This is a genomic window from Caballeronia sp. GAWG2-1, assembly GCF_023631405.1.
GTDB lineage: Bacteria > Pseudomonadota > Gammaproteobacteria > Burkholderiales > Burkholderiaceae > Caballeronia.
Map to the genome: position 1 here is coordinate 248,085 of NZ_JALQDD010000040.1, position 22,460 is coordinate 270,544.

Annotated in this window: 25 protein-coding genes; 5 read left to right on the forward strand and 20 right to left on the reverse strand. The window is 63.9% G+C overall.

Going from position 1 to position 22,460, the window contains the following annotated elements:
• Window positions 1–96 precede the first annotated feature (96 nt).
• Window positions 97–594 (forward strand): response regulator, encoded by a 498-nt coding sequence (locus NCR98_RS28110; RefSeq protein ID WP_250468672.1) that lies wholly within the window; start codon window positions 97–99, stop codon window positions 592–594.
• 27 nt (window positions 595–621) lie between these two features.
• Here NCR98_RS28110 and NCR98_RS28115 read toward each other — a convergent pair whose 3' ends face one another.
• The gene (locus NCR98_RS28115; RefSeq protein WP_244829967.1) at window positions 622–954 is read right to left on the reverse strand and encodes a hypothetical protein; all 333 of its coding nucleotides are present in this window, start codon (window positions 952–954) and stop codon (window positions 622–624) included.
• Window positions 955–1,169: 215 nt separating this feature from the next.
• Here NCR98_RS28115 and nudC point away from each other — a divergent pair, with 215 nt between their 5' ends.
• Window positions 1,170–2,096 carry an NAD(+) diphosphatase gene (nudC, locus tag NCR98_RS28120; protein ID WP_250510798.1) on the forward strand — a complete coding sequence of 309 codons (927 nt, stop codon included), beginning with the start codon at window positions 1,170–1,172 and terminating at the stop codon, window positions 2,094–2,096.
• A gap of 3 nt (window positions 2,097–2,099) precedes the next feature.
• Here nudC and NCR98_RS28125 read toward each other — a convergent pair whose 3' ends face one another.
• The 6 genes from NCR98_RS28125 to NCR98_RS28150 form a co-directional block, all read right to left on the reverse strand.
• Window positions 2,100–2,834 carry a ribonuclease activity regulator RraA gene (locus NCR98_RS28125; RefSeq protein ID WP_250527994.1) on the reverse strand — a complete coding sequence of 245 codons (735 nt, stop codon included), beginning with the start codon at window positions 2,832–2,834 and terminating at the stop codon, window positions 2,100–2,102.
• Window positions 2,835–2,838: 4 nt separating this feature from the next.
• The gene (gene araD, locus NCR98_RS28130; protein ID WP_250527995.1) at window positions 2,839–4,593 is read right to left on the reverse strand and encodes an L-arabinonate dehydratase; all 1,755 of its coding nucleotides are present in this window, start codon (window positions 4,591–4,593) and stop codon (window positions 2,839–2,841) included.
• 120 nt (window positions 4,594–4,713) lie between these two features.
• Window positions 4,714–5,379: a MarC family protein gene (locus tag NCR98_RS28135; RefSeq protein ID WP_244829963.1), complete on the reverse strand. Its 666-nt coding sequence runs from the start codon at window positions 5,377–5,379 to the stop codon at window positions 4,714–4,716.
• Between the two features lie 6 nt (window positions 5,380–5,385).
• Window positions 5,386–5,859 carry a hypothetical protein gene (locus tag NCR98_RS28140; protein WP_250494231.1) on the reverse strand — a complete coding sequence of 158 codons (474 nt, stop codon included), beginning with the start codon at window positions 5,857–5,859 and terminating at the stop codon, window positions 5,386–5,388.
• A 54-nt stretch (window positions 5,860–5,913) separates the two neighbouring features.
• Complete coding sequence (locus tag NCR98_RS28145; protein ID WP_244829961.1) at window positions 5,914–6,255, reverse strand: hypothetical protein; 342 nt, start codon at window positions 6,253–6,255, stop codon at window positions 5,914–5,916.
• Window positions 6,256–6,331: 76 nt separating this feature from the next.
• Entirely contained in the window at window positions 6,332–7,102 is a 771-nt protein-coding gene (locus tag NCR98_RS28150; RefSeq protein ID WP_250468695.1) for a flagellar brake protein, read from the reverse strand.
• 277 nt (window positions 7,103–7,379) lie between these two features.
• On the opposite strand from NCR98_RS28150, the gene NCR98_RS28155 reads away from it, so the two are divergent.
• Window positions 7,380–7,823: a DUF2000 domain-containing protein gene (locus tag NCR98_RS28155; protein ID WP_250527996.1), complete on the forward strand. Its 444-nt coding sequence runs from the start codon at window positions 7,380–7,382 to the stop codon at window positions 7,821–7,823.
• A gap of 12 nt (window positions 7,824–7,835) precedes the next feature.
• Here NCR98_RS28155 and NCR98_RS28160 read toward each other — a convergent pair whose 3' ends face one another.
• On the reverse strand, window positions 7,836–8,654 hold the full coding sequence (locus NCR98_RS28160) for a helix-turn-helix transcriptional regulator (RefSeq protein WP_244829958.1): 819 nt from the start codon (window positions 8,652–8,654) through the stop codon (window positions 7,836–7,838).
• The gene (locus tag NCR98_RS28165; protein WP_250527997.1) at window positions 8,651–9,289 is read right to left on the reverse strand and encodes a TetR/AcrR family transcriptional regulator; all 639 of its coding nucleotides are present in this window, start codon (window positions 9,287–9,289) and stop codon (window positions 8,651–8,653) included. Before NCR98_RS28165 ends, NCR98_RS28160 begins: the two co-directional genes overlap by 4 nt.
• A 159-nt stretch (window positions 9,290–9,448) precedes the next feature.
• Between NCR98_RS28165 and NCR98_RS28170 the strand changes: the two genes are divergently transcribed.
• Window positions 9,449–9,730, forward strand: a complete 282-nt coding sequence (locus NCR98_RS28170; RefSeq protein WP_250510803.1) for a hypothetical protein — start codon at window positions 9,449–9,451, stop codon at window positions 9,728–9,730.
• A 63-nt stretch (window positions 9,731–9,793) separates the two neighbouring features.
• Here the strand turns inward: NCR98_RS28170 and NCR98_RS28175 are convergent, their stop codons facing one another.
• The 9 genes from NCR98_RS28175 to NCR98_RS28215 all read right to left on the reverse strand — a co-directional run bounded on the left by NCR98_RS28175 (window position 9,794) and on the right by NCR98_RS28215 (window position 16,982).
• A complete protein-coding gene (locus tag NCR98_RS28175) occupies window positions 9,794–11,074 on the reverse strand; it encodes an MSMEG_0569 family flavin-dependent oxidoreductase (RefSeq protein WP_250468701.1) in 1,281 nt (426 codons plus the stop codon).
• A 27-nt stretch (window positions 11,075–11,101) separates the two neighbouring features.
• Window positions 11,102–11,386 carry an MSMEG_0570 family nitrogen starvation response protein gene (locus tag NCR98_RS28180; RefSeq protein WP_244829954.1) on the reverse strand — a complete coding sequence of 95 codons (285 nt, stop codon included), beginning with the start codon at window positions 11,384–11,386 and terminating at the stop codon, window positions 11,102–11,104.
• A 12-nt stretch (window positions 11,387–11,398) separates the two neighbouring features.
• Entirely contained in the window at window positions 11,399–12,556 is a 1,158-nt protein-coding gene (locus tag NCR98_RS28185; protein ID WP_250527998.1) for an MSMEG_0565 family glycosyltransferase, read from the reverse strand.
• On the reverse strand, window positions 12,553–13,524 hold the full coding sequence (locus tag NCR98_RS28190; protein WP_250527999.1) for a sll0787 family AIR synthase-like protein: 972 nt from the start codon (window positions 13,522–13,524) through the stop codon (window positions 12,553–12,555). Before NCR98_RS28190 ends, NCR98_RS28185 begins: the two co-directional genes overlap by 4 nt.
• Window positions 13,521–14,072, reverse strand: a complete 552-nt coding sequence (locus NCR98_RS28195) for an MSMEG_0567/Sll0786 family nitrogen starvation N-acetyltransferase (RefSeq protein ID WP_244829951.1) — start codon at window positions 14,070–14,072, stop codon at window positions 13,521–13,523. Before NCR98_RS28195 ends, NCR98_RS28190 begins: the two co-directional genes overlap by 4 nt.
• A 2-nt stretch (window positions 14,073–14,074) precedes the next feature.
• Window positions 14,075–15,145, reverse strand: a complete 1,071-nt coding sequence (locus NCR98_RS28200) for an MSMEG_0568 family radical SAM protein (RefSeq protein WP_370652265.1) — start codon at window positions 15,143–15,145, stop codon at window positions 14,075–14,077.
• Window positions 15,138–16,142, reverse strand: coding sequence for a Nit6803 family nitrilase (locus NCR98_RS28205; RefSeq protein WP_244829949.1), 1,005 nt, complete (start codon window positions 16,140–16,142; stop codon window positions 15,138–15,140). The genes NCR98_RS28200 and NCR98_RS28205 overlap by 8 nt, the downstream gene beginning before the upstream one ends.
• A 5-nt stretch (window positions 16,143–16,147) precedes the next feature.
• Window positions 16,148–16,630, reverse strand: coding sequence for an MSMEG_0572/Sll0783 family nitrogen starvation response protein (locus tag NCR98_RS28210; RefSeq protein ID WP_244829948.1), 483 nt, complete (start codon window positions 16,628–16,630; stop codon window positions 16,148–16,150).
• Between the two features lie 154 nt (window positions 16,631–16,784).
• Window positions 16,785–16,982: a hypothetical protein gene (locus tag NCR98_RS28215; protein ID WP_250528000.1), complete on the reverse strand. Its 198-nt coding sequence runs from the start codon at window positions 16,980–16,982 to the stop codon at window positions 16,785–16,787.
• A gap of 18 nt (window positions 16,983–17,000) precedes the next feature.
• Here NCR98_RS28215 and NCR98_RS28220 point away from each other — a divergent pair, with 18 nt between their 5' ends.
• Window positions 17,001–18,392 (forward strand): aminotransferase-like domain-containing protein, encoded by a 1,392-nt coding sequence (locus NCR98_RS28220; protein ID WP_250528001.1) that lies wholly within the window; start codon window positions 17,001–17,003, stop codon window positions 18,390–18,392.
• A gap of 3 nt (window positions 18,393–18,395) precedes the next feature.
• On the opposite strand, the gene NCR98_RS28225 is transcribed toward NCR98_RS28220, so the two are convergent.
• Window positions 18,396–19,448, reverse strand: coding sequence for an alpha-amylase family protein (locus NCR98_RS28225; protein ID WP_350029531.1), 1,053 nt, complete (start codon window positions 19,446–19,448; stop codon window positions 18,396–18,398).
• A gap of 44 nt (window positions 19,449–19,492) precedes the next feature.
• Window positions 19,493–22,426, reverse strand: a complete 2,934-nt coding sequence (locus NCR98_RS28230; RefSeq protein ID WP_250528002.1) for an NfrA family protein — start codon at window positions 22,424–22,426, stop codon at window positions 19,493–19,495.
• Window positions 22,427–22,460 lie beyond the last annotated feature (34 nt).

The following is a 22,460-nucleotide window of genomic DNA, read 5'->3' on the forward strand; positions in this document are numbered from 1 at the left end:
GAATTAAAAAAATTTTGTTGTGCGATGCAGCGCTGACGTGCCGTCCTTTGTTAAGGTGCGAGACCCGAAGCACCAGCGAAACCCGCGAAACTCTGCATGACGCCCATCTATAAGATAAATATCGTGATAGCGGACGACCAGCCCGTCGTGCTGCTGGGCCTGCAAAGTTGGTTCGAGGCGCGCGGGCGTTATCGGGTGGCGGCAACGGCGCGCAACGCCGCGCAGTTGTTCACGAAGCTCGAAAGGACGGGCGGCGATCTCATCGTGATGGATTGTGCGTTCGAAGGCGCGCCAGGCGGCGAGTTTCCGCTGCTGCGCATGGTGCGCGAGCGTTTCCCCGATGTACCCGTGGTTGCTTTTACGCAGGAAACCGAGCCGAGTACGCTCTTCGCGATGCAAGAGGCGGGCGCGGCGGGTATCGTCAGCAAGTGCGACGAGTTGCGCGAAATGGAGCGCGTTTGTCAGCGCGCGTTGTCAGGGGCAACGGGCATTGTTTCCCGCCGTATCGCGGCGTACTGCAACACCGCGCGCAGCTTCGATATCAATCCGTCGTATCGCGACGTGCGCGTGTCCGTCAAAACAGTCGCAAGTTGAACGCGGGGCGCGTGCCCCGCGCCATTGCTAGACCTTCTGTTTGTCCAGTTCCACCAGCGCGCGCCTGGGGTATCCGACTTCCTTGCCGTCATCGAAACCCTTCTCGTACGCGCGCTGATCGAGCGCCCTGAAAAGCGGTTCGAGCTCGTCGACCTGTGTGCGGATCAACTGCATCAAAGGCTTGATGAGCGCGGCGGACACGACGCCCGCGTCCTCTCCTGGCCGCTTCGCGCCGCATACCACCTGGACCATCGCGCGCAACGTCTGCGCGCGCTGCACGCAGTAATCGGCAAGCGGCATGCCGTGCGTGATGACGGGCTGCCCTTTCTCGTCGATCGACACGGATATGTTTGGCTCCATGAGTCTTCCCCTTTTAGTTGAGTTGGAGCTGAACTCTAGGAGTCTGGGCTTGGCGGCCGCCACGGGATAAATCCTAAAACCGCGCGATAACTGTAAGCCTGCCGTCAAGCAATTGCCCATCAGCAAGAACCCGCCAACTTCGCTACGATGTTCGACTGAACGAATATCCCCAGTCCGCGCGGATGACACGCATCCCGCTCATCGATAAAAACACCATGCCCACGCCGCCCCACGCCATCGGTTTCACGCTTGCTCCGCTCGACCGCGTCTCCGAAAAGCGCGACGACGACAGCTTCGTCGCCGGTCTGCGCGATCAGACGTCCACGCGCTTTCTGCTCTTCGTGAACGATGTGCCGCTCTTCAAGCGCGCGCACGGTCACGATCCTTTGTTCGATGCAGACGAAGCCGCGAAATTCGGCGCGCCGCTGCAAACCGTGCTGCTCGGTCGCGAAGCGGATGGCCGCGCGCTCTTCGCGCACGCCCTCGAAGGCAGCGCCGAGAGTATTGCGAATGCGCTCGACGCGTCGCCCGTCGAAGCGGTGGAGTTGCGGCCCATCGCAATGCAAGGTCTTGTCGAACCGTCGCTCGTCAGTGCGCTCGGCGAAGCGCGTTCGATGCTCGACTGGCATCGGCGGCACCGCTTCTGCGCGAACTGCGGCCACGCCACGGATGCCGCCGGCGCGGGCTGGCGACGCCTTTGTCCGAACTGCCACGCACAGCATTTTCCGCGCGTCGATCCGGTCGTCATCATGCTCGTCACCGATGGCGAGCGCTGCCTGCTCGGGCGGCAAAAGCAGTTCGCGCCCGGCATGTACTCGGCGCTTGCGGGCTTCGTCGAGCCGGGCGAGACGTTCGAGCATGCGGTTTACCGGGAAGTGCTGGAGGAAGCGGGCATCCGCTCGGCCGACGTGCGCTACTACGCTTCGCAACCGTGGCCGTTTCCATCGTCGCTGATGATCGGCTGCTTCGCACGCGCGGTCGAAACCGACATCACGATCGACTACAACGAGCTCGAAGATGCGCGCTGGTTCTCACGCGAGGAAGTAGCGTCGATGCTCGATGGCTCCCACGCGCAAGGCTTGTCCGCGCCGAAGCCGTTTGCCATCGCGCATCATTTGCTGAAGGCGTTCGCGGAAGAATAAAAATCAGCCGCGTGTCTTGCGCCATTGCGCGTAGGCGGCGAGCGTTTCTTCGTTCGGCGGATACATGCCGCGCAAGATCGCGCCGTCCGCCACGCGCTTCGCGATGAACTCTTCCAGCAACTCCTGCTCGGCCGCGTCCCTTGCGACCTCGGACGCCATGTGACGCGGCACGATGACGACGCCATCCACGTCGCCGACGACGATATCGCCCGGATACACCGCCACGCCGCCGCATGCAATCGGCACGTTCATATCGACCGCGTGATGCTTCGCGAGATTGAGCGGCGCGCTCGCGCCCGCGCAGAACAACGGCAAGCCGATATCGCCGATCGTGCCGCTGTCGCGCACGCAACCGTCCGAGACCATGCCCGCGACGCCGCGCACCTTGAGACGCGTGGTCAATATCGATCCCGTCGACGCCACCGTGCGGTCGCCGCGGCAATCCTGCACGAGCACGCTGCCAGGCGGTGCCGTTTCGACGGCCTTGCGCTGCGGATGATCGGGGTCCTGAAACACGCCGACGTGATCGATATCCTCACGCGCCGGAATATTGCGCAACGTGAACGCGGGGCCGACGAGGTTCGGCGCACCATTAGCGGGCTTGACGAGCGGCGCGACGCCTTGCAGAAACACGTTGCGCAAGCCGCGCTTGAAAAGCTGCGTGGTGAGCGTCGCGGTGCTGACGTGGCGCAGTTGCTCGATGGTTTCGTCGGCGACGTCGATGTCTTGAATGGTCATGGTGTCAGTGAATTTCCGGATCGTCGTGCGATTTCATTTCAGCAGAGTCATCGGCCAAGGGTTCTTCGAGAAAGTCGAAGTCGCAACCCTTGTTCGCCTGGGTGACGTGCAGTTGATGCATCACGCCAAAGCCGCGCTCGAACGGGCGTTTCGGCTTGACCCACGCCGCCTTGCGCGCGGCGAGTTCCGCGTCGCTTACGTCGAGATGAAGCTTGCGCGCGTGCACGTCGAGTTCGATGACATCGCCATCCTCGACCAGCGCAAGCGGTCCGCCGACGAACGATTCCGGCGCCACGTGCAGCACGCACGCGCCGTAGCTCGTGCCGCTCATGCGCGCATCCGAGATGCGTACCATGTCGCGCACGCCTTGCTTGAGGAGCTTTTGCGGAATCGGCAACTGGCCCCACTCCGGCATGCCGGGCGCGCCGACCGGTCCTGCGTGCTGCAGTACGATCACGGAATCGGCGGTGATGTCGAGTGCTTCATCGTCGATGCGCGCGGCCATGTCGGCGTAATCCCTGAACACGACCGCCGGGCCGCGATGCCGCAACAGATGCGCTTCCATCGCAGCCGGCTTGATGACGGCGCCATCGGGCGCAAGGTTGCCGGTTAGCACGGCGAGGCCATCGTTCGGCACGAGCGGGTTGCTTCGCCGGCGAATGACGTCATCGTCGAAAATTTCGGCACCCTGAATATTTTCGCCGAGGGTCGCGGCATTGACAGTTAGTTGCGAGCCATCGATTAGATCGCCGAGTTCCGCGAGCAGCGCGCGCAGGCCGCCTGCATAGAAGAAGTCCTCCATCAGATATTTGCCGGCCGGACGCAGATTCGCGATGACGGGCGTGATGCGCGACAACTCATCGAAACGCGCGGTCGTAAGCGGCACGCCCGCGCGGCGCGCGACGGCCACGAGATGCACGATGGCGTTGGTCGAGCCGGACATCGCGAGCACGGTGGTGATGGCGTTGTCGAACGACTTCGGCGTGAGGATGTCGAGCGGCTTGAGATCGGTCCACACCATTTCGACGATGCGTTGCCCCGTCAGCGATGCGAACTGCGCGTGCCGCGAATCCACGGCGGGGATCGAAGCGAAGCCCGGCAGCGTGAGGCCGAGCGCTTCGGCGGCGCTCGTCATGGTCGAGGCGGTGCCCATCGTCATGCAATGGCCCGGCGAGCGCGCAATGCCGCTCTCCACGCCCTTCCACTCGTCTTCCGTGATTTTGCCCGCGCGCAGTTCGGCCCAGTACTTCCACGTGTCCGACCCGCTGCCGAGCGTGCGGCCGTTCCAGTTGCCGCGCAGCATCGGGCCGGCGGGCAGGAAGATGGAAGGCAGATTCATGCTGATCGCGCCCATCAGCAGGCCAGGCGTGGTCTTGTCGCAGCCGCCCATGAGCACGCACCCATCGAACGGATATGACCGCAGCAGTTCCTCGACTTCCATCGCGAGAAAATTGCGGTAGAGCATGGTCGTCGGCTTCTGGAACGGCTCGGCGAGCGTCATCACCGGCATTTCGACGGGAAAGCCGCCCGCCTGCCAGACGCCCCGCTTCACTTCCTCGACGCGCTGCTTGAAGTGCGTGTGGCACGAATTGATCTCGCTCCATGTATTCACAATGGCGATGACCGGCTTGCCCATGTAATCGGACGAGTGATAGCCCATCTGCGCCGTGCGCGAACGGTGACCGAAGGAGCGCAGGTCGTTCACGCCGTACCAGCGGTGGCTGCGCAACTGTTCGGGCGTCTTGCGGGATGAGGTCAAACCGTGTCTCCTTGTGCGGCCGGATCGTCGTCCGGTCTTTCAGTGCGATGGTATCGCTACCATAGAATCGAACCGCATCCTAGCGCTCGCATCGAAGACGCGTCGCCTAGGGTTTACGATTCATTTGATACTGAGCCGCACCGACGCGATGAGATCGGAGAGCCCGAGCCAGAGAATCTGCACGCCGATGCAGAAGATGACGAACGCGAAAAGCCGCATGGCGACCTGCGTGCCGACCGTGCCGAGCAGCCGTTCCAGATGCCCGGCAAAGCGCACGCACAAGTAGATGCTCGCGCACACGAGCACGAGACCGACGATCACGCCGATCAGATGCACCGGCTGCAACCCTTCACGCGGCGACCCGGTTCCGAGCGCGATGGCGACAGCGATGGCACCCGGTCCGACGGTGATCGGCAAAGTCAGCGGATAGAACGCCTTGGCGCGCAGCGAAGCACCGCTACGCGGCGTGGGCGCGGGTTCGGTCGTTGTGTCGTCGTCGGGCGCCTGGAGCAATCCCCACCCCGCCATGGCCACGACGATACCGCCCGCCACGCGCAGCACCGGAATGGAGATGCCGAAGAAGTTGAGCACATAAGCACCGACCAGCAGCGACACGACCAGGATGGCGAAGCTATTGATGCAGATGCGCCGCGCGAGTTCGCTGCGTTCGGCATCGGCCAGATGCGGCAGCATGCTCAGCACGACGAGTGCGACCGCGGGCGGATTGATGATCGGAAAAAGGCCCGCGACGATCACGAGCACGGTCTTCGCGAACTCCGTGAACATGTCCGCTCACTCCAGATTGAACGCCGTGATCCGAACGTCCGAGTCCTTGCAGGCGTCGTCACGGCACACGCCGCTGAACCAGATTTCGCCGTCGCCGATCATCGCGCCTTGATCGCGCACGAAGAGCTTGGCGTATTGCTGATGCGCGACGGTATCGACGAGTTCTGGCGTGAAGATACCCGCGTAGGCCGCCACGAACTCGCGCTTGTTACGCAGCAAGGCGTTGTCGCCATTGCTGTTGCGATGCACCGCGATCGGATAGTGGATCATGCCCGCGACCGCGTTCTTGTCGCCGGCCGCGACGGCCTGCTTGAGCTTGTCGAAGAACGCGCGATATGTCTCGTGGGCGCCGAAGAGCGTGTCGATGCGGGCATCGACATCCTGATCGGTCTGCGCGTTGGCCGCCGGTGGCAGCGCGCCGCACAACGCGGCGGCGGCGCAGCAAGCGCTCAGGAAACGGAACATCGATCGAAGCGGCATGCAAAGGCACTCCGTGTCAAAAGAAACCGCGAAGCATCGCGCCAGGCGTCGCACTCAGGCGAGCGGCGCGCCGAGAATCAACAGCCATTCGGTCAGAAACGAGCCCAGCCCCACGCCGATCAGCACGCGCGCGAGGATCGTCCAGAAGCGGTTATCGACATTGCCGGAACAACGCCACGCCACCGCGCACCACGCCAGATAGAGTACCGAACCCGCCGCGAATAACGCGAGCGTGCCGGGCCAGAACCAGATGGTGAGCAACAGGAACGTTTCGGGAGCGAGGCCGCTCGACAGAAGGTAGAGATAGAGCGCCCACCATGCGAGATGCAAGGGCAGACCCAGTAGCCACCAGACTTTCCAGAAGCGTTCTTCTCCGCGCCAGGCTCTGGGCAACATAGTCAACATGCTTCGTCTTAACTGCTGGAATGAGGCCCGAATTCTACTCCACGCGTCTCGTTTCCTCTGTCCGCGCTCACGCCGACAGGCTGCGCCGCTTCGCCTCGATGCGCGTGATGAGTCGCTGCAACACGCTTTCCGCCGAGCCCGAAAGCCGCGTGAAGCGAAAGCCGACGACATAGCGCACGTCGCCACGCGGCGTCGTGATACTGCGCGGCGAGACGAGCGCGAGATCCACCGAAAGCGAGCCGCCCGCACCGAGGTTCAAAAGGACATCGGTGAAGAGCGTGCCGATCTCCGTTTCCGCGAGGCGCGGCGTATCCATGCGCAGCGCGACGCCGCCAAGCGAAATGTCGTGCACTTCGCAGTGGAACGGGTCACCGTCCGGATAAGTGCCCTTGGCGAAGAAGGGATCGAGGATGGGCGCCGGCACGCGGAAGTACTCGCGGCGCTGCACGTGATAGACGGCTTCCGGGAACGATACTTCGAACGCTTGTCGTCCCTCGAAGCTCACCGCTTGCGCCGGGCCCGTCGTGAACTCGACGCGTACGCCTTCCGGCGCGCCCTTGAAGTACAACTGCGGCGCTGCGAGCAACGCGCGATTGTCCGACTCCACGCCGCCCCAGTCGAACACGATACGCCCTTCGCGCGGGTCCACTTCCAGCAGTTGCGTGACGATCTGGCCGTGCGCGCTCGCCACTGTCAGCATGTCGCGCCGCTGCAGGAGCGAACGCAGACAAATGCCCATTTCGGAAGGCGTACGGCGGGCAAAGCGCGCGTAGTCTTCCGCGAGTTGTTCGATGTCGGTAATGGGCGGGGCAGTCTGCGACTGCGTTTCAGCGAGCATGGCGGTCGGGTCGATTGAGGTTTCCAGCAGGAGCGACGAACAATGCGAGCTACGTCTCGAATATGCGCAGTTTGCACGAAAAGCAAACGCTTCATAACGCGGGTTACGACTAGGTTTTCGTGTTATTTCAGCGTTTTGCCCGGCAGGAAAGGGTTCGAGGCTTTCAGAATGCCTGCGCCGACGCGCCAGCGTTGCAACATGCGTGCAACAGGATTCAAGACGACGAGCCGCCAGCGCTTTCACAATGGGTCACTTCGAACCGAAACGGACAGCCCTTATGACGAGCGCATCACCAGAACAACATGAACCAAGCGCGCGGCCGCAACGCTGCGTGATCGTGGTGGATAGCGAACTGCCAACCGGCCGGGCGGCGAACGCGGCGGCGGTGCTGGCGCTGACGGTGGGGCAGCGGCATCCGTCGCTCGTCGGCGCGCCGCTCGTCGATGCCTCCGGGCACGCGCATCCGGGGCTGATTCCCATCGGCATTGCAGTCCTGGCGGCAGATCAGGACACGTTATCGGCGTTGCGCGCGAAGGCCGCGGCCGCATCGTGCGATGTCGTGACGTTTCCCGTGCAAGGCCAGCAAACGACCGATTACGACGCCTTCCGCGATGCCGTCGCCAGCGTGGAAACCGAGGCCTTGCGCTATGTCGGTCTCGCACTGATCGGCGACAAGAAGCCCGTCAGCAAAGCGGTCGCGAATCTCGGCCTGCTTAAATAAACTTGCTTCGATTCAACGCGTCGCCGTCTTGTATGCGCCTGGCGTGACACCAAGCATGCGGCGGAAAGTGCGCGTGAGATGCGCCTGATCCGCGAAACCGGTCGCGGCCGCGATATCGCTCAACGCGCCGCCATCGCGGATCAACGCCATGGCGACGCGCACGCGCGCCTGCCGCTGATACTCGTGCGGCGTCATGCCGGTTTCACGACTGAAGGCGCGAAACAAGCGATAGGGCGGCAAATTCGCCGCCTCCGCGATATCTTCCAGATGCACCTGCTCGCCCAGACGTTCGTCGATAAACCCGCGCGCGGCCGCCACGGCGCGCGGTTCGCGCGGCGCTTTTGCGTCCTTCGTGCGATCCGTCATATGCCGGCCGGTGAGACGCGCCGCGAACTGCAAATACCGCTCGTCGCGATACAGCGACGGTCCCTGCTCTTCCGATGACCGGTGCACATCGTGAAGCGCCGCGCACAACGCCGGATCGCGAATGATCGGGCCGATCAGCCCTCCGCCGCGCATACGTTCGTCGCCCGCGAGCGCACGCAGATGCGCGACATCGACATAGAGTGTGCGCTGCGTCCAGCCGGCTTCGTCGACGGGCCAGCCCGCGTGCGGTTCATCGGCGTCGATGGCGTAGAGGTCGCCACGTCGCGCCACGAACTCCGTGCCGCGCATGCGGATGCGGATGGCGCCGCCCGTCAGCAGCGCGAAACAGGCGGTGTCGTGCGCATGGACGTCGTAGGAGAAATCGGCAAAGCGGCCGCGCAGCAGTTCCGCGCCGAGTTCCGGCGCGCGCCAGATGTGCGTGTCGGCCTTGAGCGGCGCTTTCATTTCGATTCGAACGGCAAGCTCGCGATGAACTGATCGACCGCGGCGTACAGCGCGTTGCGACGCACGCCATCCTGCGCCTCGATGGACAAGCCCGCGAAGAGCGTCATGCAAAGCGCAGCGAGCGCATGGATATCCGCGTTGGCATGGAGCTCGCCGTGTTTGCGCGCATCGTTGAGCCGCGCGGCGATGGCGCTTGCCACCTGACGGCGAATCTTGCGCAACTCGTCGCGCAACTCGCCGTGCTCCGGCGCCACCGACATGCCGCCCAGAAAGATCATGCAGCCGCGTGACCCCGTCCCGCTCGTGAAAAGCTCGATGCTCGTGCGGAACATGGCGCGCAAACCGTCGCGCGCGGACTCGTGCGCGCGCAACTGGCGCACCGCCGCGCCACCTTCCGCGGCGGAATAGAGCGCGATCGCCTCGCGGTACAAGTCTTCCTTACTGCCGAACGCGGCATAAAGGCTCGGCGAGTTGATGCCCATGGCATCGACGAGATCGGCCATGGAACAGGTGTCGAAACCCTTGGCCCAGAACACTTCCATCGCGCGCCTGAGGGCGGCGTCGCGGTCGAAGGCGCGCGGTCGGCCACGCGTCTTGTGAACCGTCTCCAAGACTTCATCTCGATGCAGCGTCATGTCGTCTCCATTTTTATGAACGACGTGGCACGCGATTGGTGCGTTCCATGGAATTCTGAATTCTGTGTTGATCGTAACAAAATATCTGGACCTTTGCACGGACCAGTGTTTTAATATGTGTGTCGATCATTACACAATTCAGCTTTCTGGAGCATCAACATGAAATCATCTATTACCGCCTTGGCCGCCGCGTTCGTTCTGGCCGCGCCGCTGGTTTCGTTTGCGCAAACCGCCGCGCCTGTCGTGTCGCAAGCGAGTCCGGTTTATTCGGTGTTCGTGGATCAACCCACGGGCTACACGTTCGTGAAGATGCCGGCCGGCTGGAAGTTCGTCGGCGCCGTATCGGCGGAAGACACGCAGCATCTGCCTGCCACCGTGCTGACGTCCGGCGCCATGCCCGCCGACTATGCACAGCTCAATAGCGCTGCATCGGTGAAGTAAATGTGTGGCCAAGGCCCGCTTCGTTGTTCGTTTTAGCGCGGGCCGTTTCACTCGCGTCGAGCATCAGGCGCACGCGATCGATATCTGATCGACCGTGGCGGCCCGTTCGGCACAGATCGCATCGACGATAAATTGCGCGTCGCGCGCGACGCCCGAAAAGCGGCCCGAGCCCCATGTATGCAACCACGGCAAGCCCACGAAGTAGATGCCGGGCGTGGCTGTCACGCCGCGCCGGTGCGTCGGGTAGCCGCGTCCGTTGAAGACCGGCGCATCGAGCCAGCTGAAGTCCGGCGTGAAGCCGATGCACCACACCACCGACGTGATCCCGCTGTCCGTCAACGCAAGCTCGGTGCGCTCGTCTTGCGGCTGCCACACGGGTTCGTAGCGTTCGCCTGCGGGCGCGTCGATGCCATGCTTGTCGATGAAGCCATCGATACTCATGTTGATGCGGTTGTAGATATCGTCGGCTTCGTCGAGATTCGCGCGCAGGTTGGGCGCAAAACGCAGCTTGCCATCGCGGAGATCCTGCAGCCGCCCGAACAATTCCATGCCTTCCTGTGCAAAGCGGCGCAGGTCGATATCGCGGCCGCCGTCGCGGCCCGTCACGTAGTGATTGGTGTTGTCGCGCACGCCTTCGCGCAACGGATGATCCGTCACCGGCATTTCGTAGTAGCGCATGTCCGCGAGCCAGTCGACCACGTCGCGTCCGCGATAAAACCGCGCGCAACGCGGCGCTTCGCCCACGGCGAGATGCACCTTGCGTCCCGAGAGATGCAAGTCCTCCGCGATCTGCGCGCCCGACTGGCCCGATCCGACGACGAGCACCGCGCCCGGTGGCAACTGATCCGCATTGCGATATTCCGACGACTGCACCTGCGCGATCTCCTGCGGCAAGCGTTCGGCCATGCGCGGGACGATAGGCGTGTGATAGCCGCCCGATGCCACCACGATCTGATCCGCCGTGAACTCGCCCTGCGTGGTCTTCACGGCATAGCGGCCCGCTGCATCACGTTGCACGCGTAACACGGCGGTCTGCTCGAGCACGGGCGCATTGACCTTCGCGATGAAGCCATCGAGATAGTCGATGATCTCATCCTTCTTCATGAAGCCATGCGGGTCCGCGCCAGTGTACGGGTAGCCCGGCAACGCGCATTGCCAGTTCGGCGTGACGAGGCAGAAGGTATCCCAGCGCTGCGTGCGCCAGGTATGCGTGACGGTCGCTTTCTCGATCACGAGATGATCGATGTTCGCCTGCTGCAGAAAGTAGCTGACCGACAGCCCGGCTTGCCCGCCGCCAACGACGATCACGCTGTAGTGCGTCTCTGTGGAAGTGACGTTCGACATGTTCCGATTCCCTTTGATCCAAGGACTTCAATCGAGCGCGAGCACGGTGACGAGCGCGCCGGGTCTTGCATCGAAGCGGCCCGCGTCGGCTTCGATCTGCGCGAGTTGATCCATCGCGGCCGAGCACGCGAAGCCGTACTTCTCGCGCACGCGCTCGGAGCCTATCGTCAGCGCCTCGCGTGAGCGCGCGACGAAGTCATCGACGGGATAGGTGCTGCCCGGTGTGAAGAATTCGCCGACAACCGTGGACGGCGAATAACAGTTCGCTTCGACGCCATCGGGCCAGCGAATTCGAAAGTGCATGACAGGCATGGTGGCGTTCCTTTAGACGGTCGTGAGCGGCAGGCTTTGCAGCCACTTGCCGTAGATGTCGAGATGATGCGCAGCGCTCGCCTGCCATGTGTAGCGGTCGAGCAAGGCCGGCACGGCTTGATCGAAATCGATGTCGTGTGCACCGTCCATTGCTTTTGCAAGCGCCTTGGCAATCGAAGCGGCGTCATGTGGATCGGTAAAGATGCAGGTTCGATCGTCGAGATAGTCGGTGAAGGGTTCGATATGCGAGACCATGACGGGTTTGGCGCTCGCCAGCGCTTCGAGTACGACCAGGCCGAAGCCTTCGCGTAGCGAGATCATGGCGACGACATCGGCGATGCTGAACAGCGCGGGCATCTGATCGTCGGGCAAGGGACCGGTAAGGATCACTTGCGTGTGATCGAGGCGGAGCTCGGCTGCACGCGCAAGAAAGCGGCGCGTGTAGGCGTCGTGGTCGAGCAGGCTCGCGCCGCCGGCAAGCACCAGTTGCGCCGATGGCCGTTGCGCACGCAGCAGCGCAAACGCTTCGAGCAGCATGAGCGTGTTCTTGCGCGCCTCTATGCCGCCCACAGCCAGCACGACCGGCCCCGCGCCTATCGCGAAGCGCTTGCGTAACTCGTCGCGCTGTCGGTCCGCGCGCGCCGCATAACGCGTTCTGTCGATGCCGTTTCTCACCGTGCGCGCATGCACGCCATGCGTGTCGTACATCGTGCGCGTCCATGCATCGCTGACGCAGAGCACGGCGTCGGCGTCTTGCCACGCGCGACGTTGCCAGTGCGAAAGACGCGCATCGTCGAAATTGTCGAGATGATGAACGGTACGCACGAATCCCTTGATGCAGCCTTCCGCTTTAAGCTCGGCGAGCGCATTGCCGCCAATGCTGTCTTGCGCATGGAGAACATCGAAGCTCTCCGCGCCTTCTTCGATCAGCGCATGTTTCAGCGCGCGGATGCGCTCATCGACCATTGCGGCGAGACCATCGCGCGTTCCGGCCACGCGCGCCAGCACCACGCGGCACGGCGATGCGCGGAACATGGATTCGCCTTCACGCGCGGGCGCAAAGATCGTCACGAGGTGGCCGCTTTCGTGGAGCGCACGCGCGAGTTCGAGGCTATGCACGACACCCCCGCGCGGATTCACCGAATGCGTGAGCAAGCCTATGCGCATCATGTCGCGCTCCTCGCGCAAATGAAGCCTTCTTCGCGCAGATTCCATAACAGCGCGCTTTCCCCGCCACGTTCGACGACCACTTCGCGCGACGCATCCACCGAGCCGATCGCGGCGCACGCCAGCGAACGGGCTTCGAAACGCGCGCGCACGGCATCGACATGTTCGGGGCGCACCGACAGCACGAAGCCGAAGCTCGGAAAGGCGGTGAGCCAGCGTTCGAGGTCGGCGTCAGCGGGACGCGGGATGGCATCGAGATCGATACGAGCGCCCGCCTTCGAACATTCGAGCAGCATGAGCGCGGTGCCGAGCGCGCCCGCCATGCTGATGTCCTTCGCCGCATCGCAGAGTCCGTCTTCAGCGAGCGCGGGCAGTATCTCGAAGTCGTCGCGCGCACGGCCTTGCGGCGCATCGGTCGACGCATTCCAGAACGGATACGGGTCTTCATACTTGCCGCGCAGATCGACGGCCATCAGAAGCGCGTCGCCGGGTCGTGCATCGAAACTCGTCAAGAGCTTGCGGGCGCGGCCGAGAATGGCCATCGCGAGTTGCGCGCCGTCGCTCTGCACGTTGCTATGTCCACCGACGACAGGCACGCCGTACGTCGCCGATGCGGCCGTCATGCCCGCGAGCACTTCGGAGGCGTCCTCGATGTTCGCGTTCCATAACGCATCGACTACGGCGAGCGGGCGGCCGCCCATCGCGTAGATATCGCTCACGTTGACCATGACCGCGCTATAGCCCGCGAACCACGGCATGGCGCGCACGAAGTCACTGACCATGCCTTCGATGGCGAAGAGCAGAAAGCCGTCGCCATCGCGAATAGCCGCGCAGTCGTCGCCGATTGCAACCGCTTGCGAAAGATCGAGACGGTTGTCGGGCAAGCGGCTCACGACATCCGCGATATCGCGCTTGTGGCGAAAGCCGCGGCTCTCGCGCAAACGCTCGACCAGTGCGGACAACGTGCTCATGACGGCTTGCGCGCCAGCGCGACGAAGCCGCTTTGCGGCGTGACGCACGGCGGATACGCATCGAGTTGCGCCTGCATCAGATGATGCGGGCGCCCGAAAATGGCTTCCTCCTTCAGCGAATCCCAGCGCAGGCGCGCAAAGAGCGGCGCGTTCTGCGACTGCACGTGCGCGAGAAACGTCTCGCAGCCCAACGCATGCGCGCTCGATACCGCAAGCCGGATCAAGGTCGCGCCGATCTTCGCGTGCGAGCGAAACGCAGCGTGCACGGCAAGACGCGAGCCGAACCACACGCCGGGCTCTTCCTCGTGGATGCGCACCGTGCCGACGACCTGTTCCGGCATGCCCGCCACGCAACTCAGCGCGACGAGCAGTTGCGCGCGTTCGTCGATAGCGTCGCGGTCATCGCCGATGAATATTCCTTGCTCCATGCAGAACACCGCGCGCCGCAGCTTGTAGGCTTCGCTCGCTTCCCACGACAGCGTCGCCCACTTCACGCGATATTCGACCGGCGAGTAATCGAGATCGGGCACATCGGCTTCGACGAACATGATCACACCTCGTACGATGAAAGCGACGAACACGCGCCGCACTTGCCGCAGCCGGCCTTGATATCGGTCGAGCGCATCTGTGCTTCGGCGAGCATCGAGCCGATGGGCGCGAGCACCGAACGCATGAATTCCGGCTCCGGCGCGGGATGGTCTTCGAGCGGCGTGCCGCTGATCGGCACGAACGGCACGACGAACGGATACACGCCGAGCGCAATCAACTCGCGCGACATGTCGATGATCGACTGCGCGCTATCGCCGAGGCCGGCGAGAATGTACGTGCTGACCTGTCCGCGTCCGAAGACGGCGACGGCTGCCTTGAACGCTTCCATGTAACGCGACATCGGCACGCTGGCCTTGCCCGGCATGATGCGATCGCGCACGGCGGGCGTCACCGCTTCGAGATGCATGCCGAGCGTATCGATGCCGCTTGCCTTCATGCGCTCGAACCAGCGGTCGTCATCGGGCGGTTCGCACTGCGCCTGAATCGGCAGATCGACGGCGGCCTTGATGGCGAACGCGCTGTCGCACAGCACTTTTGCGCCGCGATCCGGCGTGGGCGGCGTGCCGGTCGTGAGGACCATATGCTTCACGCCATCGAGCAGAACCGCCGCGCGCGCCACTTCGGCAAGCTGCTCGGGCGTCTTGTGCGCGATGGTGCGCCCCGCCGCGAGCGATTGCCCGATCGCGCAGAACTTGCACGACTTGCGGCGGCTTTCATAGCGGATGCAGGTTTGCAGCACCGTCGTCGCGAGCACGTCCTTGCTGTGCAAGGTGGCGATGTGCGAGTACGGCACGCCGTCGAGCGTCTGCATCGCATAGAAACGCGGCGCTTTCGGGAAGCTGATGCTCGCGATAGGGATCGCATTGCGCATCAGCGCGCTCGTGCCGTTCGCGTCCGCTTCGCCCGCGACGAAGGGCGAGTTCCACGCGGTGCTCGTATGCACGGGCACCATGATCGTCACGCCATCCACGGTGACGGCCTTGTGATCCGATGGCCCCGCGCCGCCGCGCCGGCTCGAAACGCCGGCGCGCGGATCGACGAGCCGCAGGCCCGCCGACTGAAGCTCAGTCATCAATTGCCGGCTCGACGCTGGCAGGTTCTCTCTGGCGCTCATCGTATGAGGCTCCGGTGAATGGCATGACGGGCATGGCGGGACGGTCGTTGATCGCAAGACTCAGCAACTCGGGTCGCGCGTAATGGCCGACCGAATCCATCATGCGTTTGCGCTTGGTGATGAGCGACATGTCCAAATCGGCGATGACCATGCCCTCGCCTTCGCGCAATGGCTCGACCACGTGCTGGCCTTCGGGCGAAACGATCGCGGTGTTGCAGCCGCCACGCAGCGCGCGCTGCAGATTCGGATCGGGCGTGATGGCTTCGATCTGCGCCTCGGTGAGCCAGCCCGTCGCATTGACGACGAAGCAGCCGGACTCCAGCGCGTGATGACGGATCGTCACTTCGATCTGATCCGCGAAGATCGGCCCGACGAGCGAACCGGGAAACTGACTGCAGTGGATCTCTTCGTGCTGGGTCATCAACGCATAGCGCGCGAGCGGGTTGTAGTGCTCCCAGCAAGCAAGCGCACCGACACGTCCAATGCTCGTATCCACGACCTTGAGACCCGCTGCATCGCCCTGTCCCCAGACCATGCGTTCGTGATACGTCGGCGTGATCTTGCGGCGCTTGAGCAACAGCTTGCCGTCGGTATCGAAGATGAGTTGCGCGTTATACAGACTGCCGTGATCGCGTTCGTTCACGCCGAGCACGACCACGATATTGCCGAGCCGCGCGCGTTCGGCGACCGCATGCGTGACAGGTCCCGGCACCACGACCGCCTGTTCGTAGAGCTTCATGTGATCGGCGCCCATGGCAACCGGCGCGCGCACGAACGAGAAGTACGGGTAGTACGGCACGAAGGTTTCGGGGAACACGATCAGCTGCACGCCTTTCGCGGCGGCTTCGTCGATAGCCGTGCACACCTTGTCGAGCGTGCCGTCGGGCCGCTCGAAGTCGGGCGTGATCTGCACGGCCGCCGCGCGGACGATGCGTTTTGCGCTCTGTGCGGCCATGATCGTCAGACGGTCCACGTATGGATGATGAGCGCGTTATCCTTGCGATGGAGTAGCTGGATGTCGAGCACATCGAGCGGACTGATCGGCCGGATGCCTTCGATCAACGACGCTTCGCCGTGCCCATACAGCGCTTGCAACGCGAAGCGGCATGCATAGACCTTGCCGCCTTCGGCCATGAACTTCTGTAGTTGCTTGTTGAAGTTGAGATGACCGGGGAAGGCTTCGTCGCCAAGCGTGGGGAAGCCGCGTTGCAGACCGAGCGTGACGCCGGGGCCGTAGAGCAGCACGGAAGTATCGAAACCCTTGCGTTGCAGACGCGTCGCCTGCAGCAGATTCACGAAGCCGATCGAGCCTTCGAACGCGACCGTATGAAACGTGACGAGCGCTTTTTCGCCGGGCTCGGCTTTGACATCCTCGAAGACCTTCTCTTCGTAGTCGACCAGATAATCGCCGTTCTTGTGAAGCGGTTGCGTGACTGCGGGCATGGCATTCTCCGATGGTGGTGTCTGATATGGCGCGCATCGAGTTGTCGCGACGGCGAGCCTACAAACGCAACGGATATGCCAATGATTGGCCCGCGAAATGCAATCACTTCGCGATCAATAAAAAGCGCTGCGGCGATGCGCGCCGAAAAAATTTTCACGCGCCATGATGGGTAACGCTTCGCGACGTTTTGTCGATGCAATCAATGAAGATCGCGCGCACGAATTCGGCGCAGACGCGCATGGCGCTGGTGCGCGCGACACCGAAGCCGTGCATCGATGCGATCAATGCAATCAAGTTGCCCAGGCTTATGCGATCTTTTTTGATGCGGCATGCTTGGCTGATCGCATGCACACAAGGGAGATCGCGCCTATGAATCAGCCCGCGCATCACTGGATCAGGAAGCTCGAAGAGAGCCGCAAGCCTGCTTATCTGACGATTCCCGATCTCATCGAGGAAGATCTCGCGAGCGGCCGCTTGCGTCCGCGCGATCGTCTGCCGGGACTGCGCGATCTCGCCGACGTCCTGAACCTCAACTACACGACCGTCGCGCGCGCTTATGCGGAAGCACGCAAACGCGGCTTGCTGGATCTGCGCGCGGGCAGCGGCACCTTCGTGCGCGGCCGAACGCAGACCTTGCCGCTGGCGGGCGGCAGCAGCGTCGAGATGTCGATGAACATGCCGCCCGAGCCGCCTGGGTTGACGGCGCGCTTGCGGGCATCGGCGGCCAGTCTGATGCAGAGTGCGGACCCGTGGCAGTTGTTGCGCTATCAGGACTTCGGCGGGACGGCGGCGGATCGCGCGGCGGGCCGTGCGTGGCTGCGTATGCGACTGCCCGATTGCGAGGACGATACGGTGCTCGTCTGTCCCGGCATTCATAGCGCGTTGGTGGCGCTTGTTTCGCAGCTTGCGCGGCCGGGCGAGATGATCTGTCTCGATACGCTGGCGTATCCTGGCATCAAGGCTATCGCATCGCAACTCGGGGTTCGCTTGCAGGCGTTGCCGCGCGACGACGAGGGGCCGCTGCCGCATGCGTTCGAAGCGCTTTGCAAGACGGAGAAGCCAGGCGGCTTCTACTGCAATCCGACCTTGCAGAACCCGAGTACGTTGACCATCAGCGCGCAACGACGCGAGGCATTGGCGGATGTCGCCATGCGCTATAACGTGCCGATCATCGAGGATGAACCGTACGGCATGTTGCCGCTCGATGCGCCCGCGCCGCTTGCCGCGCTCGCGCCCGAGCTGACTTATCACGTCACGGGCTTATCGAAGACCTTCGGTGCGGGCTTGCGCGTGGCGTATCTCAAGGCGCCGACGCCACGGCAGACGCAGCGTATCGCTGGCGCGTTGCGCGCGACGACAGTGATGCCGAGCCCATATACGGTGCTGCTGGCGACGCACTGGATCAACGACGGCACCGCCGCCGACGTGCTCGATGCCATGCGCGAGGAATCGATCGCGCGGCAGGCGATTGCGGCGCAGGCGTTGCGCGACTTTCCGTTTAGCGCGCATCCGCATGGCTTTCATCTCTGGTTGCCCGTGCCCGACTTGTGTGACTGGAGCGCTTCGGAATTGGCGTTGCAGTTGCGTAATCAGGGGATCGGAGCCGTTGCGGGCGCGGCGTTTTCAACGGATGGCAATCCGCCTAATGCGTTGCGCTTGTGTCTGGGTGGACCGCAGAATCGCGAGGATTGCAGGGAGGCTTTGAAGCGGGTGGCCGATATGCTGGCCGATCCGCATCATTTGCATATGCCGATGCTTTGACGTTCACTGCGCTCTGTTGATTGAATAGGCATCGAGCAGATCTTTGACGAGCTCGTTCGACACATAATGCGGCCCATCGAAAAGATAGGTTTTATATCCGCGATAAGCATCGATCTGCGGCTTCAGTTCATCGACCGTTGCGGAGCGAAATCCGCCACCGACATTCGGTCGAAACGCCTCCGCGATTATTCTCACGCGATGGCGCCCCAGGCGCGCCGCAAGCTGATCCGCATATTGCCGCGCGACTCGCGGTTCGCGCGCATAGACGCCGCATCCGTCCTGCAAGAGCACACCGACATCGCGCGGCAGCCAGCCATCGAGCCATTCGGCGATCGCATTCCCACCCACGTTCGCGCGATCGTAGACGCTGATCCAGAGCGGCCGGGGCAACGCATCGAGCAATGTGCGCAGCGCGCTCGCATCCTGCCAGGTCGGATCGATCTCGACGGGAAAGTAGTAGCCCGTCACGTGCACCGGCAAGACGACATCCGCCAGACGCATCGACTCGATGGAAAGCTGCGCGGCATTCGCACGCGCCACCGCTTCGCTGAAACGTCCCGACAAGCCGATGATCACATCGCGTGCCCAAGGCTCACGTCCAATGCGCTCCCAGTCCGGCATGCGCGGCGCCGGCCGAAAGCCCGCGCCGGGCACGAAGGAGATGCCATCGACCGCCGTCCATTGGACGATCAGTTCGTGCGCGCCGAGCTTGTCCCAGTCGCCGTGCGGATCGTAATACGTGTTGTCCGGCTGCCAGACGATGCCGGAGACGATGCGCGGCGGTTGCGCCGGCGCCGCGCTCGCGAAGCATATCGATGCGAACACGCACGCCGTCGTCATCACACGGATAACGGCGCGCGAAGTCCGCGCGGGCAACGCGCTTGCGGTTGCATCTGCCTGCGAGCCCAATCCAGGCGACTGATCGACGCCGCCGCCCGCACTTACACGCGACGAAGCAAGCGACCGAGCGCCGCGCGCACTGCGCCCCGCGAACAACGAAGCGCGTAATCGCCGTGCAAACGCATGACCCGCGAACATGTCATAAACCTCGTACATGCAAGACCTGCACTGCATCCAACCCATCGGCAGCATGAGCGCCATCAGTACGAGAATACCGCACCGAAGAACACGCCCTTCGCGCGATCGTCGCCCGCCACGCGCACGCGATATTGCACCGATATATCGACGAACGAGCGCGTCGTATCGTAACCATCGCCACGGAACCAGTAACGCGCCGCCACGCCCGCGCCGATGCCCACCGGCACGCTGCGATCGATTGCAGAATCGTAGTCCACGCCGACCACCGCATGCGGAAACACGGTGAGGCGCGGGCTGATCGAATCGATACGATACGTGCGTCCGAGCCGCGCGTTCGCGGTCGCATACGTCGACGGATTCACAAGGTAATGGCCCGCCTCGCCGTAGAACGTGCCGGTCCACCAACTCGGCACGTCGAGGCGGCGCGTGTCCCCGAAACCGGTCGAATAGGCCGCGCGCGCGAGCCAGTCGGAGCGCACGTCCGAGCCTATCGGCAAGATCTTTTCGATGGCGAAGATCGCATTCACCGATGCAAACGGCTTCACGCGCGCACCCAACGCGGCCTGCAACGTCGATGCCCCCGACGGTCCGCTACCCTGCACGCCGAAGTTCTCGTAACCGCGCGCATAGACTTCGAACATGCGGTCGCCGAGGCTGCCGAACGGGCGCCAGTACGCCTCCGCGCCCGCTTGCCAGTTGCTCGACAGGCCGGGCGTCGGGTTGAACGCAAAGCCCTGCTGCGCGCCGCTGCCGCGATAGTTCACGTTCATGCTGAAGCCCCAGTCGCGGGTGGCTTCGGCGTGGGCCGCGCGCGCGTCGTACACGGCTTGCGGCGGGAGCGCGTCGTCTGCGTGAGGCGCGCTCGCGGTGCGATCCATCGCGCGTTCGAGATAGCGCGCGCCTTCCTCGTTGCGATGCATCGAAAGCGCGGCATAACCCGCATCGGCTTGCGCGCCCGGTGGCAATGTCCCGCTTCGTTCAGCGCGTGCAAAACGGTCCAGCGCAAGCTGCCGCTCGCCCGCCCGCGACGCGATGAAGGCCGCCTGCAGGTCGCTCATCGAATCGAGCAGATTGGCGTCGATGGCCGCGCGCGCTTCCTTCGATGCCTCGCGCGTTTTTCCCGCCGCCGCGAGCGCATCGATCAGCGCGATGCGCAATTGCGGATCGTCGGGTACGGCGGCGACTGCATTGCGCCAGTGGTCGATGGCCTCGCCATGCTCGCCATCGCGTTCGGCCAAGCGTGCGGCGCGCGTGTCGGCGAGCGCGGGGTCGTGGGCGTAGACATCGCACGATGCGCCGTAGCGGTCTTCGCGGCAATCGAAGGTCGGCCGCGCACGCGGGTCGATGTCGTTCTGCGCGGCGGCGGCCATTTGCAGCATCGTCTTTGCGCGCTGACGGCGTAAAGCGATGGCTGCGTCGGAATCGTCGAGCGCGGCGGCGTTTCGTTGCGATACGTACGGCAGCGCGTCGAGCGCGGCTTGCGGACGGTTCTGCGCGAGCCGCACATCGGCGATGATCGTGCGTGCCACACGGGCATCGCGGTATCGACGTTCGGCTGCGGAAGCGGCTTGGCCGCTCGTCGAGGCCACGTCGTTCGTGGCTTGGTTGCCGCGCGACTGCGTTACGCCCGCAATCGACGGATTGGCGCGGCGCGCATCGGCTTCGTCGAACATCACGTTTTCGCCGGAAGCCGCGGCTTCGGCGCGGCGCGCGTCGCCTTCGGCGATCAACACGCGTTCCAGTTCGATGCCCGTGGGGTCGGCGCGCATGGCGCTGCCTTGCGTGTCGGCGTTCACGTTTGCATCCGTAGCTTCGCTGCCGCGTGGTCGATGGCGCACTGCCGCCGAACCAGCGAGCATCGCGCTGCTTGGGTCTGAGGGGTCGGCGCTTGTCTTTGCACTGGCAGCGTCACTTTGGCGCTGATTCCGCAATGCCGACGAAGCAACGCTCATCGCGCCACCATCGTTCTCATCATCCGCCTGCGCCCCAACGTTCGCCCGCGTATCCCCCGCCTGCGACAGCGACTCCGGCGCCACCGCCAACGCGTGCGCGAAATCCGCGTCCGCATTCGCGCCGCGCGCCGCACGCGCATAACCGCGCAAGGTCCACCAGAGCGCGTCGTTGCGATCGATAGCGATGCAATCGCTCGCCGCCGCTTCCACGCCCGCCAGATCGCCACGCGCGAAGAGGGTTTCGAGCAACTGCGTGCGAAACTCCATCCGCGACGGCGCGAACGCCACCGCCTTGCGCGCATGGCTTTCCGCTTCGACGAAATCGCCATTCGCACGCGCCGCATACGCCGCCTTCGATTCCACCGGCGCCAGCCGATCGCCGATATAACGCCGCCGCGTGCGCAATTCGTTGTTCTCGCCGAAGCGACGCGCGGCATCGTCGGCGGCGGCGTAAGCGGCGGGATCGTCGCCGGAAGCGGCGAGCGAATCGACGAGCAGATAGCGCAAGCGCTCGACTTGCGGCGCGAGACGCACGGCTTCACGGCTCTCGCGCACGGCCGCCGCGTAATCCTTCTTGCCGAAATCGCGATACGCCGCGCGCGCGGCCACGAGCGCCGGACCTTGCAGATCGCCGGCGCCGCCACCGCCCGGATGCCCTTCGCCACCGCCCGCGATCGACGTATCGATCTGCCGGCGGCGCGAAATCAATGCGGGCACGGGTCCGAGTTGCGCGATCGCATCGGACAGTTCGTGGCTCGCTTCTTTCAGACGGCCACGCGCCGCCAGCGAATTGGCCAGCAGCACGCGCAAACCCACGACGTCCGGCCGCTGCCGAATCGCCTCGCGCGCCGACGCGGTGGCATCGGCATATCGATGTTCGCCGAACGCCGCATAAGCGTCGCGCGCAATGCGATACGGCGCGCCGCTCAATTGCAAGGGCAAGGTTTCATCGGCGTGTGCGTGACCGCTCGCGCACATCATCGCGGCGGTCCAGAACATGACGCGAGCGACGCGGGATGTCGCGCGCGTTGCCGGCGGCGTCATCCGGCGCGCGTTCGGCACCTGACGATCGGGCATC